The organism is Psychrobacillus lasiicapitis (assembly GCF_006861795.1).
Classification (GTDB): Bacteria; Bacillota; Bacilli; order Bacillales_A; family Planococcaceae; genus Psychrobacillus; species Psychrobacillus lasiicapitis.
The window spans coordinates 40,165-56,968 of sequence record NZ_VDGH01000009.1; the positions used below are offsets into that span (position 1 = coordinate 40,165).

The following is a 16,804-nucleotide window of genomic DNA, read 5'->3' on the forward strand; positions in this document are numbered from 1 at the left end:
CACTAATTATGGCTAGATGAAAGTCTACAAAGTTTCGCCTGTTTAAACAAAGTGATAACATACGGATAAATAGATCTATCAGATTGGAAGGAATCCATATGAGTAATACACATATATTTTCTAAGCAGGAGGAGATTGCGAACGCAATCATTCACGGAATTGGGGCCCTATTAAGTATTGCAGCTCTTGTCATTTTGATTGTATCTTCTGTGACAAGAGGGACGGCATGGCATGTGGTGAGTTTTACGTTGTTTGGAGCGACGATGGTGCTGTTATATGCTTCATCCACACTTGTTCATGGGTTTCCAGCGGGGCGAGCGAAAGATATTTTTGAGATCATGGATCATTCCGCTATTTACTTTTTTATCGCAGGGACCTACACTCCTTTTTTATTTATTGCGGTAAAGGGGACACTTGGTTGGACTTTGTTGGGAATTGTGTGGGGGCTTGCGATTGCTGGTACGGTGTTTAAAGCCTTTTTTGTGAAGCGTTTTTTGCATACATCGACATTATTGTATGTGGTAATGGGCTGGTTAATGGTATTTGCATGGAAACCACTTTTAGCAAACGTCTCGATTGAGGGGCTTATTTATCTTGCTATAGGTGGTGTGCTCTATACAGTAGGGGCCGTTTTTTATGTGTGGCGCGGATTTACGTATCATCACGCGGTGTGGCATGTTTTTGTACTAGCAGCATCTATATTGCATTTCTTTGCAGTGATGACTTTATTGGCGTAAACTTAGTAATACAATTATTGTGTGGAAGGAGATTTAATCGATATGATCAAAACAACTGTATTTGAACAATTAAAACGTGCGATGAAAGAGAAGGATGTCCTAGCAAAAGGGGTATTAACACTTTTAAAATCAGCACTGGATAGCGCCGAAAAAGAAAAAGGTTCGAGTCTTTCACCGGAAGAAGAAATTGCTATTGTGAATCGCGAAGTGAAACAAACGAACCAAGCTTTAGAAGGAGCTCAAAATGCAAATCGAGAAGACTTAATCGAAAAAGAAGAAGCAAAACTAGTCCTACTAAAAAGCTTCTTGCCAAAACAATTAAGCGAAGAAGAAGTTGCGGCTTTATTAACAGAGGCTGGAATTGTAAAAGGTATGAATATGGGAGATGCGATGAAAATTGCAAAACCTTTACTTACTGGAAAAGCAGACGGGTCGACTATGTCTAAAGTGGTGAAAAGTTTAATCTAACTAGATTCGCTACTTTTTGTATTTAGTGTATAGTAATCTGTCTATTTGTTGAACTTCATTAGAATTCTGTATATAATGAAAATAGAATCATACAATAAAAAAAGGCTGGATACGCTAATATCCAGCCTCACAACTGCTGACCGCAGAAAGAGCGGTTGGTCCGGGTTGACAAAGAATAATCGTCCACGCCTACCATCGGGGGACGGTTATTTCTTTTTTACAAAGAAAATGATTAATGTGACCACAATCGTAAAAGCAGCTAACATAACAGCACATAACTGTATTAGCAAACTTAAAGTTTCATAAGTCGACACCATAGATCACCTCCTTTAACGGAAGTGACCAACCGCCCACCCTGCTATGCAATTGTGTCTTTATTATATCACGAGTACAGATAGACGTTCTTTTTTTGTGAGGATTATTAATCAAATCATCCAAAAATAGAAAGTGACTTCTTTTCCTATTCATCAATCAAATATTGCCTAAAGCATCCCTTTAACATAGAATAACATTTATTAGGAACATCCCCTTGCCTAAGGAGGATTGTTCCTTTTTTATATTCTTTCATGCTGCTCCTCTTTTTTTTCCCGCGCTTTTTTATCCTACTGCAAACTATAGAGCAAAATTAGATTCATTTTCCATTTTTATTGAAACAAATATAGCTTATATACGTATAGAGACTAATGGCATTAAAGGAGGTCTATTAATGTTTCAAAAAATTATCCCATTTACATTACTCGCATTACTTGTTTCGGGTTGTAGTGGAAGTGAAGAGAAAGAGGTTACAAAGCAGGGTGAGGAGAAAGCGTTAGAAGAAAAACAAACCGTGGAGAAAACTGGTCCGGACCTTAGTACAATCAACCAACTAGTAATTCCTACCACGTTAGAAGAGTGGCAGAACGTGGAGCCTGGAGTGTTCGCACTGGACTATACTTTAGAGCATGAAACTTCTAGCTGGCCACAGGAAACTAGGGAGCTTAGAACAGAGGAAAAGAAAGAGCTAGAAAGTGTAATAGCAGCAGCCGATGATACGGAGACCATATTCAAGGCGTTACGTTATTACTTTGGAAGTAAAGTATATAATGATTTGCTAGATCAGCAGATTAACTATGCGGCAGTTATGAACGAGCCATACTTACCGACGCCGACAAAGGAGTTTGGTGCTAATGAGAACGGTGAGGCAGTTCCGACAAAAGCGTTTCTATTGTTAGATGCTAGTTCAAGCATGTTGCTTCCTGTAGACGGAAAACAAAAAATGGGAATTGCTAAAATTGCGGTGAAGCGATTTGCGAAAACACTTGGAGAGCAAAACGAAGTATCACTCTATGTCTATGGACATGCTGGAACCCAGGAAAACAAGGATAAAGAGCTATCGTGTACGAAAATAGATGAAGTCTATCCATTACAAAAATATAACGAAAAAGAGTTTGATGCTACAGTAGATGAGGTAGCTGCTAAAGGTTGGACGCCACTAGCTGCTGCTATTCAGACGGCCCATGAAGCTAGCAAGGATGTAGAGGGACCAATAACGGTTTATATCGTTAGTGATGGAGCAGAAACCTGTGATGGGGACCCGGTTAAAGCGGCAGAAGAATTTGCAAAGGATAACGAAAATCGTAAAGTCAATATTATCGGATTTAATGTGGATCAAAAAGGAGAAGACCAGTTAAAGGCGGTAGCTGAAGCAGGGAATGGAGAGTATATTTCTGCTGATAACAGTGAAGAGCTAAATAATAGTATTGCAGAAAAGTGGGTGATCCCAAGTATGTTAGATACATTTTATATTCGGTTATCAGGACCAAATGGTTTTACAGTTTCCAATGCAAAATATTCGATAGGACAGGTGTCCATGAAAATTAGTAATGCCGTCAACATAGAAAGTAGCCGTTTTAGGGAAATGATTAAAGTTTTATTTTCGGAAGAGCTGATTACAACAGAGCAGGAAGAGGAGCTTAGCGAAAAGGTCAAACAGCATGCAGATCAACTAAAGGCTATTAACACACAACTAAGAGATGAAAAAAACAAAGAGGTCGATGATGAGTATGAACGTATACATCAAAACATTGAGGCTTGGGCGCAGGAAATAGAAAAAATTAGAGCAGAGCAATAAAGTGAAACTTCAATCAGGGGGGGGACGACGCACAGGACGTATTAGTGGGGACGTTGCGACATGAACGTCGCGCTTTTAGTCCCAGTCATCCCCCACTGATTGTTAGTTAAACCAATCGGGCTTTTACGGGCAGTTGATCTCCAACTTATCTCTTCGCTTTTCTTACATCTTGAAGTGGGAGTCTTACTGCCCGTTAATGCGGGATAAATAAATCCCTATGTATCATACTATCGTTGAATAGTGTGTAGCATAGGGATTTTTTTTGTGTGGCAGATTATTGGAAGATTCCAGCTAACTTCTGTAGTATTAAATAGAGAAAACATATTGGCCTTCTCAGGATTGGCTAAAAAGGAGTTAAAATAATGAAGCAAAAATACCAAAAGATCTTTGAAAAATTTACGTTCACATCAGGAGTAGAAGTAAAAAATCGAATAATGATCGCTCCGATGACGAACTATTCATCTGAAGAAAATGGGGAAGTTTCAGAAAGAGAACTAGCCTATTATAAAGAGCGCTCTGGTGGGGTCGGAACATTCATCACTGCCTGTGCGTATGTAAGTAAGGGCGGCAAAGGATTTCCGGGACAATTTAGTATAGATGATGATCAATTCCTTCCAGGACTGAAAAAACTAGCGCAGACTATTCAGTCGAACGGCACAAAAGCGATTATACAGATTTATCATGGAGGTAGACAGTCGCCACCACAATTACTGCCAGACCAGAAACCTGTTTCAGCGAGCGCTATTGCTGCGGAAAATGAAGGGGCAATCGTGCCTAGAGAGATGACAGAGGATGAAATAAATCTTACAATCGATGCTTTTGGTGAGGCTACAAGAAGAGCTATTGAAGCAGGTTTTGATGGAGTTGAAATCCATGGGGCAAATACTTATTTATTACAGCAATTCTTTTCACCCCATTCAAATAGAAGAGAAGACGGGTGGGGCGGATCCCTTGAAAAACGAATGAAGTTTCCTTTAGCTATTGTAAATTCTGTACAAAAAGCAGTTAAGGAACACGCAAGCACACCATTTATCGTTGGTTACCGAATATCTCCAGAAGAAGGTAGCAACCCCGGGATTCAATTGGATGACACCCTTCAATTTGTCGATAAGCTGGCAGATCAAGGATTAGACTATTTACATGTGTCTGTTAATCATTTCTGGAATGGCTCCTTCCGAGAAAAAGATAAAACTCAGTCAAGAATTATTAAGATACATGAAAAAATAGGAGACCGTGTTCCTGTAGTTGGAGTAGGTTCTTTGCATACACCGGATGAAGTAGTAGATGCACTTGAAACTGGTGTCCCGTTCATTGCGCTAGGTCGAGAATTACTAATGGAACCGAAGTGGATTGAGAAAGTCCAAGCAGGTGAGGAAGATCAAATACGGACAACGCTTTCTAAAGAAGCTCAGGAAGAATTAGTTATTCCAGATCCATTATGGGACAGACTGATGAATGTAAAGGGCTGGTTGCCGGTAGAAGATTAAAAAAAGCAAGGGACTCGTAATTTAGCTCTATCTAAATTATCATGGTAATATCGAGGCAACAGATTATCAGGAAGATTTGAAGAAAGAGGCTAAAATCTATGGAGTGTAGAGTGATTGGTATGTGGGGCGGATTTCCTAAAAAGAATGGTCCTTGTTCAGGATACTTAATTCAGCATGAGGACTTTTCATTGTTAATTGACTGTGGAAGCGGTGTGTTAACGGAATTACAAAATTACGCTGATTTAAATAATATTAATCATGTCATACTAACCCATTATCATTATGATCATTTCAGTGATATTGGAGCCTATTTATTTTCTAGACTGGTGAATACACATTTAGGTCGAGCAGATGAAGAATTATGTGTTTATGGGCCCGAGGACGAAGACATGAAAAAGCAGGTAGAGGATGTTGCATATTCTCGATTTGCTTCATTCAACGAGAAGAGTAGATTGGAAATCGGGCCGTTCATCTGTACATTTATGAAAAATATTCATCCCGTAGAAACGTATAGCATCAAAATTGAATGTGACAGTAAAAGTATTATCTTTACATCGGATACTAGCTTTACGCCTGACTTAATATCATTTGCAGCTAACGCTGATCTTCTTATCACAGAATGTAGCTTGTATGAAGGGATGGACGGAATAGCTTCCGGACATATGACGTCCGAGCAGGCAGGGATACTAGCATATCAATCAAATGCAAAAAAGGTGTTATTAACACATCTTCCACACTACGGCGATTTAAATGAGTTAGTAGTTAGTGCAAAAAGACAAGGCAACGAAAATATTGTTTTAGCTGAGTCTGGGATGTTAATCCAATTATAAAAGCTGATAGAATGAATGCTCTTCGGGCATTTATTTTATCAGCTTTTTTATAAATTCAAGAGGGATCTAACTAGCTGTTCATCACTTTCAGATCGGTCATACTTAATGCTTTAATATAGGCAGATAATTCATCTCGAAGATCCTCTTGCTGAAGGGCAAATTCAATGGTCGTTTTCACAAAACCTATCTTATCTCCCACATCATATCTTTTTCCTTAAATCATAGTATCCTTCTCACATATTTATTTGATAGCCTGACAGTAGTTTTAAAGAAATATGTTAGAAATCAATATTTTGGGGAAAAGAAATAGTGAATAGAACATTAGGAAGGTGGATGTGATGAAAAAAGAGTCGAATCATGAAAAAGAATCCTCTAATCCAAAAGATCAAACAGTTGAACAAGGACAGCCTACTGAGTTAAATGATCATCAGAAAGAAGAGCTTCAAGTGAAAGAAGGACAAAATAACCATCAAGTAGATGAACGTGGTGGGAATTAAGTTTACAAAGTTAATAGGATGAAATCCGTGACTCCGAGTAGGGTTGCGGATTTTTTAAAGGACGTTTATGCCCTGCTTCCATTAACCTTTACATAGTATGGAGAAAAGAATGGATACTATATTTGTAAGCAAAAAGGAGTGATACGTATGGCGATATGTCCTTTATGTAATTCATTGAAAAAACTAGAAGTTTCTTGTCCCAATTGTGATAATCAGTTAGATGACACAGGGAAGGTATCTGATTTTTTAGATCCATATGGGCATTATAACGATGAAGAGACGGTGAAAATGGGGGATGGTTATCCAAATACAGCAAAAGATCAAATTTGCCCTCATTTAATGGTTTGTAATAATTGTGGATATGATGAAGTGAGGTTCATACAGGAAGAATAAAATTTTTTTAGGCAATACCACTTGAATGGAAGTTCCCTTTTCCACTACTTATTATTGAAACGTTTTTTCTTTAGTTTTCGAACTCATTATATACAATTAATTCTTTGCTTAAGGCCTAGTCGAATTATTCAAATACCTGTATTCTTATTGTAACGTGTCCTTTTGACTGGTATAATTTTTTCGTAAAAACAACGATGGGCCTATTTTTATATATATTTTATTACTAATTAGCTAAATGAGAGGTGAATGTAGTGGAAATTCACTATGATGAAAGTGAAACTTTAAATTCAAAGTTTAATAAAAATGATTTTATTCGTTTTATTGAAAACTTTCCTGAACCGATATGTATATTGACTTTAAGAGAGCGGCAATATCCAGATCGTTTTATATATGCTAACACGGCTGCTGTTAAATTGACGGGTATGGAAATGGAAGATATCTGTTCATATAGTTGGGAGGACATGTTTGAGCTTCCTAGTGATTCAGCATTTGAGGCTTTAGAAAATGAAGATTCTTCCAAGGCGCATAAGGCGGATAACACCACGCCGTTAAAAAAAAATCTAGAAGGTAAAGCATTAAAAGTGGACGGACATGCGATTGAACTCGAAGGTGGGGATCGATATCTAGTTTTAACCATTATTGATGTAACGGAACATCAGGATACACGAAATAAGCTAAAAAAATCGAAGAAAGAGTTTGAATCATTATTCTATTATAATCCTAATTTAGTTTTTACTATTAGTCCCGAGGGAAATATCACTAACTTCAATGAAGCAGGATTAAAAATCCTCAAATATTCGTTGGAGGAAATAACTGGAATAGGCTTTCGGGAATTGATTATTCCTGAAGACTTCCAACTTACAAAGAATTATTTTTACGAAGTTTTAAAAGGAAAGACAGCAGAGTTTCAAATATCGATCTACGATAATGAAGGTACAGTATTGCGGATTGATGTTACAGCGGTCCCTACAATATTAGATGGTGAAGTAGTGGAGGTTATAGGCATTGCTCGTGATATTACTGAACAGATTCGTATAGAGTCTCTTTTGAAGGAAAGTGAGCAAAGATATAGGGCATTATTTGATCACAACATCGATCCTGTTATCACCTTTGATTTGGAAGGGAAATTTCTTGTTGTAAATGAGGCTACAGAGAAAATTCTTGGTGTTCCTGCTAAAGAATTGATCGGAAAACCTTTTCTTCCTTTCATAGATGAACATAAACAAAAAGAAACAATAGCAAATTTTCAAAAGGTTTATAGTGGACTTCCCCATCAATATGAGACCTCTTTGCAAAAACAAAATGGTGAACAGGTTTTGCTACATATTACAGTAATTCCTTTATTCACCGAACGAAAACTCACTGCAGTGCATTGCATCGGAAAAGACATTACGGTCATTAAGCGTAATGAGGAACAAGCAAATTATATGGCATATCATGATATGTTGACTGGAATTGGTAACCAACGCTTATTCCGAGAGGACCTGCTAAGAATTATCGAAAGTCAATCCTCAGAAAAGCTATCCTCAGCTGTTATATTAATAGATCTTGATCGCTTTAAATTTATCAATGATTATCTTGGGCATGAAATGGGTGATGCCTTATTACGTCAGGTATCGGAGCGTTTAGTAAAAATAATGGGATCTGATGGTACAGTTTATAGATATGCCGGGGACGAATTTACTATTATCATGCAAGGCATGGATGAAAGCAAAGTACATCGGAAAGCTCAAGCATTAGTTTCAGAAATAGGAGCACCTTTCGATATAGACGGTTTTGAAGCGATTTTAACTGCGAGTATAGGGATAAGTTTGTTTCCGAAACATGCAATAGATATAAAAGGCCTGATGAGGGCTTCTGATCATGCTATGTATTACGCCAAGCGACACGGGCGCAACAATTATCAAATCTACAATACTCAAATAGAAGGACTTTCAAAGACAGATCTTCGCATGGAGACACTACTTCATAAAGCAATAGATAAAAAGGAATTTGTTCTTTACTACCAGCCTCAATACGATGCAACTACACATAAGATTTCAGGGCTCGAAGCATTATTGCGCTGGAATAGCAAAGATTTAGGGATGGTTTCACCTATCGACTTTATTCCCCTTGCAGAGGAAACTGGTATGATTGTACCGATTGGTGAATGGGTCATTCGAGAGGCATGCAACCAAAACAAAGAATGGCAAAGACAAGGTTTGCCTCCAGTACCTGTATCGGTAAACCTTTCTTTACGTCAGTTTTATCAAACGGATCTAGTGGAAAAGATAGAGTTGATTTTAAAAGAAACAAAACTCGATCCCAAGTATTTGGAACTAGAAATTACCGAAACGATTGCGCTGCAACCCGATATTGCTATTCGGGTGCTAAATGAACTCAAATCAATCGGTGTATTAATAGCAATGGATGACTTCGGTACAGGATATAGTTCATTGAATTATATTCGGCGCTTTCCGATCGATCATCTCAAAATTGATAAAGCCTTTGTGCAAGGAATACAACAGGATGAGGAAGACCGTAGTATTATAGCTACAATTATCACACTTGGGCATAACTTAAGTATGTCGGTCATTGCAGAGGGAGTAGAAACAGAAGAGCAAGCAGAGTTATTAAAAACCTATAATTGCGATATGTTCCAAGGATATTTGTTTAGTCGTCCAGTTCCTGCAGAAATGATTTTGGCTATGTTCAAATAGTTATGTGCACAGGGACGTAGAACAAATTACTGGCGGCTACCGTTTCTTCTTTTGAAGGACAAGTTTATAATGTTGTGAGCATGTTAAGTGCTCGAAAAGCTGAAAAAATAGTAAATAGCAAAGAAGTGGGAAAATTAGATTGAATTTTCACCACTTCTTTTTACATCCATTTACACACTTTTTAAAAGTAAATAAATGAAATAAGGTGCACCTAAAATCGAAACGACAATCCCCACTGGTAATTCCATTGGAGCAAAAATGACGCGACCTAATGTATCTGCTAACAGCAATAATAGCGCACCAAGTAAAGCGGTTAATGGTAATACCTTCGCATGTCTAGCACCAACTAAGCGTCTTGCGATATGCGGGGCAATCAATCCTAAAAAAGTGATGCCTCCTCCGACGGATACACAGGCACCAGCCAATGCTACAGAAATAAATAGAAGAAATCGTCTCTCTTTTTCAATATTTGCTCCAACTGCTATAGCAATGGACTCTCCTAATTTCAATACGTCCAACACACGAGATTTATAAATGGCTATAGGTATAAGAACGACGAGCCATAATAGTAAAGTCCACACAAAAGTCCAGTTCGTACCCCAAATAGTTCCGGAAAGCCAGATGATTGCTTTCATAAAATTGATAGGCTCCATCTTCATCTGAAATATGATTAGACCAGCTCCAAATGCCGCATTAATACCAATACCAACAAGTAGTAACCGTGTAGGTGTTACTCGCCCATTTTTCCAAGACAATGTATAAATAAGAAATGCAGCTAAAAATGCACCACATAATGCAGCAAGAGGCATTATGAATATAGACAACCAACCTGTAAAAAATGCTGTTCCTTGAAAGAAAAACATATACAGTACAATGGCAAATCCTGCGCCAGCATTAATACCTAATATTCCAGGATCCGCTAGTGGGTTTTGTGAAATACCTTGTAAAATGGCTCCTGATATTGCAATTCCCATCCCTACTAATAAAGCCATGAAAATTCTTGGTAAACGAAAATCAAATATTGTTAGTTCATTTGAAGGCGTGCCATTTCCTAATAATGTAGCGATAACCTCACTTAAAGGAATCTTAATATAACCTGCATTTATACTTATGAGAATAGAGACTATTATTAAGATGAATAGCGTAATAAGGAGTGACTTATATTTTTTCTCGTTTGTTGATAAAAATTTCTGCATTATAATCCTCTCCCTTCTTTACGTGCTAGGTAGAGGAAGAATGGGACCCCGATGATCGCAGTAATGGCTCCAACCGGTGTTTCAAAAGGTGCATTGATCATCCTGCCAATCATGTCTGCTACGATCAGCAATAGTCCCCCTAAAACTGCAGAACAAGGAATAATCCACCTATAATCAACTCCCACAATGAACCTCGTAATATGAGGTATTACCAACCCGACAAATCCGATCATCCCGGCTATAGACACTGCGGCACCTGTTAATAGTAAAACAGCAATCGTTCCTAAAAATCGAATAACTCCGGTACGTTGACCAAGACCTCTTGCAATTTCCTCCCCTAAACTTAGAACGGAAATAGATCGAGAAAGAACTAAAGCCAATATAATACCAGCAATGATAAAGGGGAGTGCAAACATAATATGCTGTGGCTGAACACTAGACACTCCGCCGGCATACCAATAACTTATATCTTTTGACACATTAAATTTAATCCCAATGGCAGTGGATAATGAACTAAGCAGTGACGTAATAGCAGAACCTGTTAACGCCAGTTTTACGGTCGTCATTCCGCCTTTAGCCATTGCGGTAATCCCAAATACTAAAGCAGCCCCTAAACCTGCCCCGACAAATGAAAACATCATTAAACCCAAATACGTAACACTTGGTACAACTGCCAAAGCAATTGCGATTAAGAAAGAAGATCCTGCTGTTACTCCCATGATAGAAGGGGAGGCAAGTGGGTTTCTAGTCATTCCTTGCATAATAGCACCTGATATAGCGAGCGCTGCACCTACGAAAATCGCTGCAATTGCCCGAGGTAGCCTCAATTCTCGAATGATAACATGCGATGAGTTTTCCTTGTCAAAATGAAAAAGGGCATCCCATACAATCTGTGCACTTTGATTTGTTGCGCCTAGATTTATCGACAAAAAAACACTTAGTATCAATAAAGCAATGCCACTAATAATGATGATCATGCTTATATAAGGATGTTTATTGTTCTGGAAGGGTTCCTTCTCTACATTTGTATTCATATGTACGTTAATCTCCAGTTTTATAAATAGTAGTTGACAAATTATAAAATATGTATTCTAATTGAAATCGAGAATCATTATCAATGTTAATAGTATAGCATATTTTTAGGAGGATTTATATGTTCAGTATATTAAATAAAAAGAGATCTTTACAATTAGTGGGAGTAGGAATGTTAGCGCTAACACTTGCTGCTTGTGGGGAAGAACAGTCGAGTGAAGAACCGACTTCAACAGAGCAAACAGAACAATCGTCAACTGTCACAGGAGAAGCGGAAGTGTCTACACGGACAGTAACGGATGCAATGGGTAACGAAGTAGTTATACCAACACAACCTGAACGCGTACTTGCTACATATTTGGAAGATAACCTAGTTGCACTTGGTATTAAACCAATAGCACAGTGGAGTGTAAAAGATGGAGCTAGCATACAAGGTTATTTACAAGGAGAATTGGATGGTATACCTACAATTCCACATGATTTACCATTCGAAGCTGTTCAAGAAGTGGCACCAGACTTAATCATTATGGATTCTGCAACCATGGTGGAAGGTGGAAAATACGAGCAATATAGTAAAATTGCACCGACCTATGTAATTGGGACAGAAGTGAATAATGATTGGCGTGATGAATTACTACGAGTTGGAGAAGTGTTTGATAAAAAAGAGGAAGCACAAAAAGTACTAGGTAACTATGACACAAAAGCGGCAGAAGCAAAAGAAACGATTGAAAAAGAAGTTGGTAATCCTTCTGTAGCCGCAGTTTGGTTAGTAGGTGGCAAGTTCTTCATGGTAAGTGAGAAACTTTCTAGTGGAGCAGTAATGTATGGTGATTTAGGATTAAAAGTTCCTGATGTGGTAAAAGAAATATCAGCAAGTGCTACTGGGAACTGGAGTGAAATTTCTTTAGAGAAACTGGTAGAGTTGGATGCGGAGCATTTATTCCTCATCGATAGTGATAAGGAAAGTGGTTCGGCAGCTTTGAGTGAGGCTTTATGGAATAGTGTACCTGCTGTAAAAGCTGGCAATGTATATGAGTTCTCGCCAGATGAAAGTTGGTTGTACACAGGTGCAATCGCAAATAGTCAAATGATCGATAACATTTTAAAGAGTTTAGTGAAATAAGAAAAAAGCTTGTCCTAAAAATTGGTATTCGCCGATTTTTAAGACAAGCTTTATTTATTTTAGTAACCAACCCAGCCAATAGAGGCGATAAAGTATAAAATGACGGAACCAAGCACTATCCATAGTGCAAACAGAGGTATCATAAATTTTATCCAAGAACCAAAGTTTGCTTTTGCTAGTGCAATCGCACCCATTGTTGCACCTAATGTTGGAATGATCAAGTTCCCTAAACCACCACCGAATTGGATAGCTGTGACGAGTACTTGGTCTGTCATACCTAACATACCTGCAACAGGTTGTAAAATCGGCATCATAACACCGCTCATACCTGATCCAGATGGAACGAGGAAGTTAAAGATTGTTGCCACAATAAAAATGATAATAGCTGTCATGCCACTTGAAAAATCATTCAATGAGCCTGTCAAACTATTGACAATCGTACCAAGGATATTTCCCTTTTCCAAAATGATGCTAACTGTTCGAGCAAGTACAATTACTATTGCGACAATCGTAATATCTTGCACGCCTTTCGAAAATGAGAGAATCATATCTTCTGTATTCTTTCTTTTTAACAGGAAACAAGTGACAAATGCTATACCAAAAACAGTAATAACAGCGCCATTTCCATACTTTGCTGGCCATCCAAGAACAGTGTTCCCATATGCTAAAATAATGGGTGCAATAATCACAATAGCTACTACTAAAAAGTCTTTCCATTCGATTTTCACATTTTTCTCTATAGAGACATTTTGCTCTTCATCTAATTCTGTCAACCATTTTGTATCAGACATCGCGCTCTTTAGTGGATTATTTTTCACACGGTTTGTATAAAATACCACATATACTGCAGTGACAATAGCGAAAAGGATGAACATCGCTGTTCTTTCCAGATAACCAGAGTAAAGAGGAATGCCAGCAAACAATTGAGCGATCTGTGCTTCTCCAGATGGAGCGATAGAAAAAGCTAAAAATAACGGTAAAAAGGTTACTGCTAGTGCTGAGATAGGGTCTAACCTTAATTTTCGAGTTAAAATGACTCCTAGAGTAACGAAGACAATCATCATATCGCCGCCTATGAAGAACCCGATGAACGACATTAATAAGAACAAACCTAAAACCAAAATATTGGCACCGGCTTTTTCAAACTTGTTAATGAGCATGGAAATAACGTTATTGACCGAATCTAACATGAATATCCCACCTAAAAAACCACCGATAAATAAAAGTAATATAGCGACAGGGCTTGCTGCAATACCCCCTTCTAAAATGAGCGTAATTGCTAAAATTGGATTGACAGGTGTTTGATCTACTGAATGATAGGATCCTGCGATTAGTTTCTTATCTTCAGTGTATTCAAACCCTCCAGCAGGCACAATATACGTCAATAAACAAGCAAACATCATAATTAACAGCATCATTACTAATACATTTGGCAATTTAAACTGCAACTTCCTTAAGTAACTTTTCTTCGCTTTTTCTTCTCGTATTTCCACAGCGTTCATCAAGATCACCCCTTCATATTTTTTCTTTCAGTTACCTTCCCCGTATTTAAAAACCATATTGTGATAGCAATTCAGGCACGTCTTTGTCTGTAGCTGTATAATCGATTGACCCTTTATAAGCAAGGAAATCCAACGCATATTGTACGGTTGATGTAACGCCAACTATTAAAGCAGATTCATCGATATCAAAATGCTCATTGTGATGTTCGGCACCCATTCCCTGTTCTTCATTTTGCACTCCTAGAAAAGCAAAAACACCAGGAAAGTACTTTAAGTAAAAACTGAATGATTCTGACGCCATCCAAGCAGGAATAGTCGCTAATACCTCCTTGCTAAGTGCTTGTTCTACTGCAGCAGCTGCAATTTTAGCGCATGTTGCTTCATTGATCACAACTAAATCAGAAACGACAGGCTCCATTTTATATTCAAAAGAGCAGTTATGCATTTCACTAACATGTGCTAATATATCCTTAAAAATATGAATAGCTTGCTCTCCTTGTTCTTTATTTAAATAACGAAAGGATCCTGCAAACTCTAATGTATCTGGAATAATATTGAGTGCGGATCCTGCTTGAACAATCCCAATGGAATACGTAATCGTTTCAAATGGGCTTAATCGACTATGACGCATATTCCGTAATGCCTGATAAAAATCAACGAAACAATCTACAGGTGACACAGCTAGATCGGGGCGTGAACCGTGGCCGGCTTTACCTTTCAGTACAACTTTAAATCCAGAGGCCGCTGCCATTCGAGGGCCAGCATCAACAGAAATTTTCCCTGCTTGTAAATCTGATTTTAAATGTATTCCCCAAATACCATCTGCCCCAATTTGATGAAGCCTGTTTAATAAATTTTTAATACCGCCCCCCATTTCTTCGCCTTGTTCAAAAGCAAGAATTATCGAACCTGCTAATTCTTCTCGCTTCGATGATAGTATTTTTGCAGCACCAAGGAGCATAGCGGTATGTGCATCATGTCCGCATGTATGCGCAGCATTAGCGATAGTGGATGTAACCGCTTTCTTTTGTTTTAAGTTTAATTCACTTTCTTTCATAGGCAGTGCGTCTAGGTCGGCACGTAAAATAATTGTCCTACCTGACTGTGCTCCATGTATGAAACCAATAATTCCACCATCTTGTACAATTTCAAAAGGAATCCCCAAATCTGATAGTTCTTGTGTGACAACATTCATAGTCCGCACTTCTTGTAAGCCAATCTCAGGATGTCGATGTAAATCACGTCGGATATCAATTACATATTGTTCGATGGATGCAACGGTTTCACTTAATTTCATCATAAGCCCTCCTTTATTTAATATTTAGTGACTGTGAGGTACTATTTCATTTCGTTTATACACCTCCCAAGCTAACAGCACCCCTGTTATTAAAAAATAGTTTACCACCTAAACTTTATATGCACAATATTATTTTTTGAAAATTCAAACTTATAAAATAAAAAAATAACAAAAAGATGCTTTAGATTATTAAGCTAGTAAACAAATTTATTTGAAAAAATATTAATAATTAAAGTATTGATAGAAAATACTTTATATATTATTGATTTTTATTGATTGTATTTATTAATTATAAGTTTTTTATATAATATAGTTAATTAAATTTCGAAGGATGATGAAATGCCATGGATATAATCGATGCGAAAATTCTAGAAGTGTTAAAGCAAAATGGAAGGTCCACAGCATCTGACATCAGCAAAAAAGTGAACCTCTCCATTCCTGCTGTATCAGAGCGAATCAGAAAATTGGAAGAAGCAAATGTAATTGAACAATATACAGTGAAAATAAACCGTGAAAAAATGGGCTATAAATTGTTAGCGATTGTTTTTGTGAATATCGATCATACAGCGAATATCCAACAATTTAGAGAAGAGATTATTCTGTTTCCTGAAGTGATGGAATGCCATCATATGGCGGGGGAATATGATTATATGTTAAAGGTGCTTGTAGAAGATACTGCCCAATTAGAAGTTTTTCTAAGTGAGAAACTAAAATCAATTCGAGGAGTTCAAAATTCCAACACATTAATCGTGTTATCTACATTAACTGAGAAATTAAATAGGTAGGAGAATAGCAGATGATTTGGAAAGGGTTTCAATTTGGAATGTTTCTGCAAGTAGCCGTAGGACCCATCTGTTTGTTTATTTTTCAAACTGCAGCCATTTCTGGATTTGTTGAAGCAGAAATAGGTGTTTTGGGGGTAGCTATAGTTGATGGTTTCTATATACTTGCAGCAATTTTTGGAATAGGAAAGATACTAAATAAATATCCGAATCTGAAAGAGGTGGTTCGTTACTTTGGAGCAGCAGTCCTTGTTCTGTTCGGTTTAAGTAATATAGTAGGAGTTTTTGGGTTTTCGATTATCCCAAGTTTAAATTTTCAAGCTGAACAAAGTGTAGAAGCGATATTTGTTCAAACACTTGTTTTAACACTTTCCAATCCATTAACGATTCTATTTTGGGCAGGTGTTTTGTCTACAAAAATATTAGAAGAAGATTTTAAGCAAAAGGATATGTATTCCTTTGGCCTTGGTGCGGTGTTATCCACTTTCTTTTTTCTATCGATTATTTCTATTTTAGGGAATTTTCTATTTATTTTCTTGGAGCCAATTGTTCTGAAAGGGTTAAATGTAATCGTAGGACTCATGTTGGTGACGTTTGGAATACGAATAGCAGTCAAATAGAAATCCAGGTAGAAACAATTTAGTTTGCCTA

The 16,804-nt window shown here is 37.5% G+C and carries 16 protein-coding genes and 2 pseudogenes; 11 read left to right on the forward strand and 7 right to left on the reverse strand.

Annotated features, from left to right (window positions below):
• Nucleotides 1-98 precede the first annotated feature (98 nt).
• Nucleotides 99-737: a PAQR family membrane homeostasis protein TrhA gene (trhA, locus tag FG382_RS15245; RefSeq protein ID WP_142539752.1), complete on the forward strand. Its 639-nt coding sequence runs from the start codon at nt 99-101 to the stop codon at nt 735-737.
• Nucleotides 738-779: 42 nt separating this feature from the next.
• Nucleotides 780-1,205 (forward strand): GatB/YqeY domain-containing protein, encoded by a 426-nt coding sequence (locus FG382_RS15250; protein WP_142539753.1) that lies wholly within the window; start codon nt 780-782, stop codon nt 1,203-1,205.
• A gap of 206 nt (nt 1,206-1,411) precedes the next feature.
• Here FG382_RS15250 and FG382_RS23240 read toward each other — a convergent pair whose 3' ends face one another.
• Nucleotides 1,412-1,519, reverse strand: coding sequence for a putative holin-like toxin (locus FG382_RS23240; protein ID WP_229677422.1), 108 nt, complete (start codon nt 1,517-1,519; stop codon nt 1,412-1,414).
• Between the two features lie 120 nt (nt 1,520-1,639).
• Nucleotides 1,640-1,773, reverse strand: a pseudogene (locus FG382_RS23245) (cyclic nucleotide-binding domain-containing protein); the annotation flags it as partial.
• 138 nt (nt 1,774-1,911) lie between these two features.
• Between FG382_RS23245 and FG382_RS15260 the strand changes: the two are divergent.
• The 3 genes from FG382_RS15260 to FG382_RS15270 all read left to right on the forward strand — a co-directional run bounded on the left by FG382_RS15260 (nt 1,912) and on the right by FG382_RS15270 (nt 5,632).
• Nucleotides 1,912-3,315, forward strand: a complete 1,404-nt coding sequence (locus FG382_RS15260; RefSeq protein WP_142539754.1) for a VWA domain-containing protein — start codon at nt 1,912-1,914, stop codon at nt 3,313-3,315.
• Nucleotides 3,316-3,677: 362 nt separating this feature from the next.
• On the forward strand, nt 3,678-4,802 hold the full coding sequence (locus FG382_RS15265) for an NADH-dependent flavin oxidoreductase (protein WP_142539755.1): 1,125 nt from the start codon (nt 3,678-3,680) through the stop codon (nt 4,800-4,802).
• 98 nt (nt 4,803-4,900) lie between these two features.
• Nucleotides 4,901-5,632, forward strand: coding sequence for an MBL fold metallo-hydrolase (locus FG382_RS15270; RefSeq protein ID WP_142539756.1), 732 nt, complete (start codon nt 4,901-4,903; stop codon nt 5,630-5,632).
• Nucleotides 5,633-5,702: 70 nt separating this feature from the next.
• On the opposite strand, the pseudogene FG382_RS23250 reads toward FG382_RS15270, so the two are convergent.
• Nucleotides 5,703-5,846, reverse strand: a pseudogene (locus tag FG382_RS23250) (UTP--glucose-1-phosphate uridylyltransferase); the annotation flags it as partial.
• A gap of 124 nt (nt 5,847-5,970) precedes the next feature.
• Between FG382_RS23250 and FG382_RS22695 the strand changes: the two are divergent.
• The 3 genes from FG382_RS22695 (at nt 5,971) to FG382_RS15285 (ending at nt 9,221) form a co-directional block, all read left to right on the forward strand.
• The gene (locus FG382_RS22695) at nt 5,971-6,129 is read left to right on the forward strand and encodes a hypothetical protein (RefSeq protein ID WP_170206545.1); all 159 of its coding nucleotides are present in this window, start codon (nt 5,971-5,973) and stop codon (nt 6,127-6,129) included.
• 147 nt (nt 6,130-6,276) lie between these two features.
• Entirely contained in the window at nt 6,277-6,522 is a 246-nt protein-coding gene (locus FG382_RS15280; RefSeq protein WP_142539757.1) for a hypothetical protein, read from the forward strand.
• A 251-nt stretch (nt 6,523-6,773) separates the two neighbouring features.
• On the forward strand, nt 6,774-9,221 hold the full coding sequence (locus FG382_RS15285; protein WP_170206546.1) for a sensor domain-containing protein: 2,448 nt from the start codon (nt 6,774-6,776) through the stop codon (nt 9,219-9,221).
• 170 nt (nt 9,222-9,391) lie between these two features.
• On the opposite strand, the gene FG382_RS15290 is transcribed toward FG382_RS15285, so the two are convergent.
• Both FG382_RS15290 and FG382_RS15295 read right to left on the reverse strand, forming a co-directional pair.
• A complete protein-coding gene (locus FG382_RS15290; RefSeq protein WP_142539759.1) occupies nt 9,392-10,417 on the reverse strand; it encodes a FecCD family ABC transporter permease in 1,026 nt (341 codons plus the stop codon).
• Nucleotides 10,417-11,451: a FecCD family ABC transporter permease gene (locus tag FG382_RS15295; protein ID WP_142539760.1), complete on the reverse strand. Its 1,035-nt coding sequence runs from the start codon at nt 11,449-11,451 to the stop codon at nt 10,417-10,419. The genes FG382_RS15290 and FG382_RS15295 overlap by 1 nt, the downstream gene beginning before the upstream one ends.
• A 119-nt stretch (nt 11,452-11,570) precedes the next feature.
• On the opposite strand from FG382_RS15295, the gene FG382_RS15300 reads away from it, so the two are divergent.
• Nucleotides 11,571-12,572 carry an ABC transporter substrate-binding protein gene (locus tag FG382_RS15300; protein WP_142539761.1) on the forward strand — a complete coding sequence of 334 codons (1,002 nt, stop codon included), beginning with the start codon at nt 11,571-11,573 and terminating at the stop codon, nt 12,570-12,572.
• A 59-nt stretch (nt 12,573-12,631) separates the two neighbouring features.
• Here the strand turns inward: FG382_RS15300 and FG382_RS15305 are convergent, their stop codons facing one another.
• Complete coding sequence (locus FG382_RS15305; protein WP_142539762.1) at nt 12,632-14,074, reverse strand: Na+/H+ antiporter NhaC family protein; 1,443 nt, start codon at nt 14,072-14,074, stop codon at nt 12,632-12,634.
• Nucleotides 14,075-14,120: 46 nt separating this feature from the next.
• On the reverse strand, nt 14,121-15,371 hold the full coding sequence (locus FG382_RS15310; RefSeq protein ID WP_170206547.1) for a M20 metallopeptidase family protein: 1,251 nt from the start codon (nt 15,369-15,371) through the stop codon (nt 14,121-14,123).
• Between the two features lie 344 nt (nt 15,372-15,715).
• Between FG382_RS15310 and FG382_RS15315 the strand changes: the two genes are divergently transcribed.
• Both FG382_RS15315 and FG382_RS15320 read left to right on the forward strand, forming a co-directional pair.
• Nucleotides 15,716-16,156, forward strand: a complete 441-nt coding sequence (locus FG382_RS15315) for an Lrp/AsnC family transcriptional regulator (protein WP_142539764.1) — start codon at nt 15,716-15,718, stop codon at nt 16,154-16,156.
• An 11-nt stretch (nt 16,157-16,167) separates the two neighbouring features.
• Complete coding sequence (locus FG382_RS15320; RefSeq protein ID WP_142539765.1) at nt 16,168-16,773, forward strand: LysE/ArgO family amino acid transporter; 606 nt, start codon at nt 16,168-16,170, stop codon at nt 16,771-16,773.
• Nucleotides 16,774-16,804 lie beyond the last annotated feature (31 nt).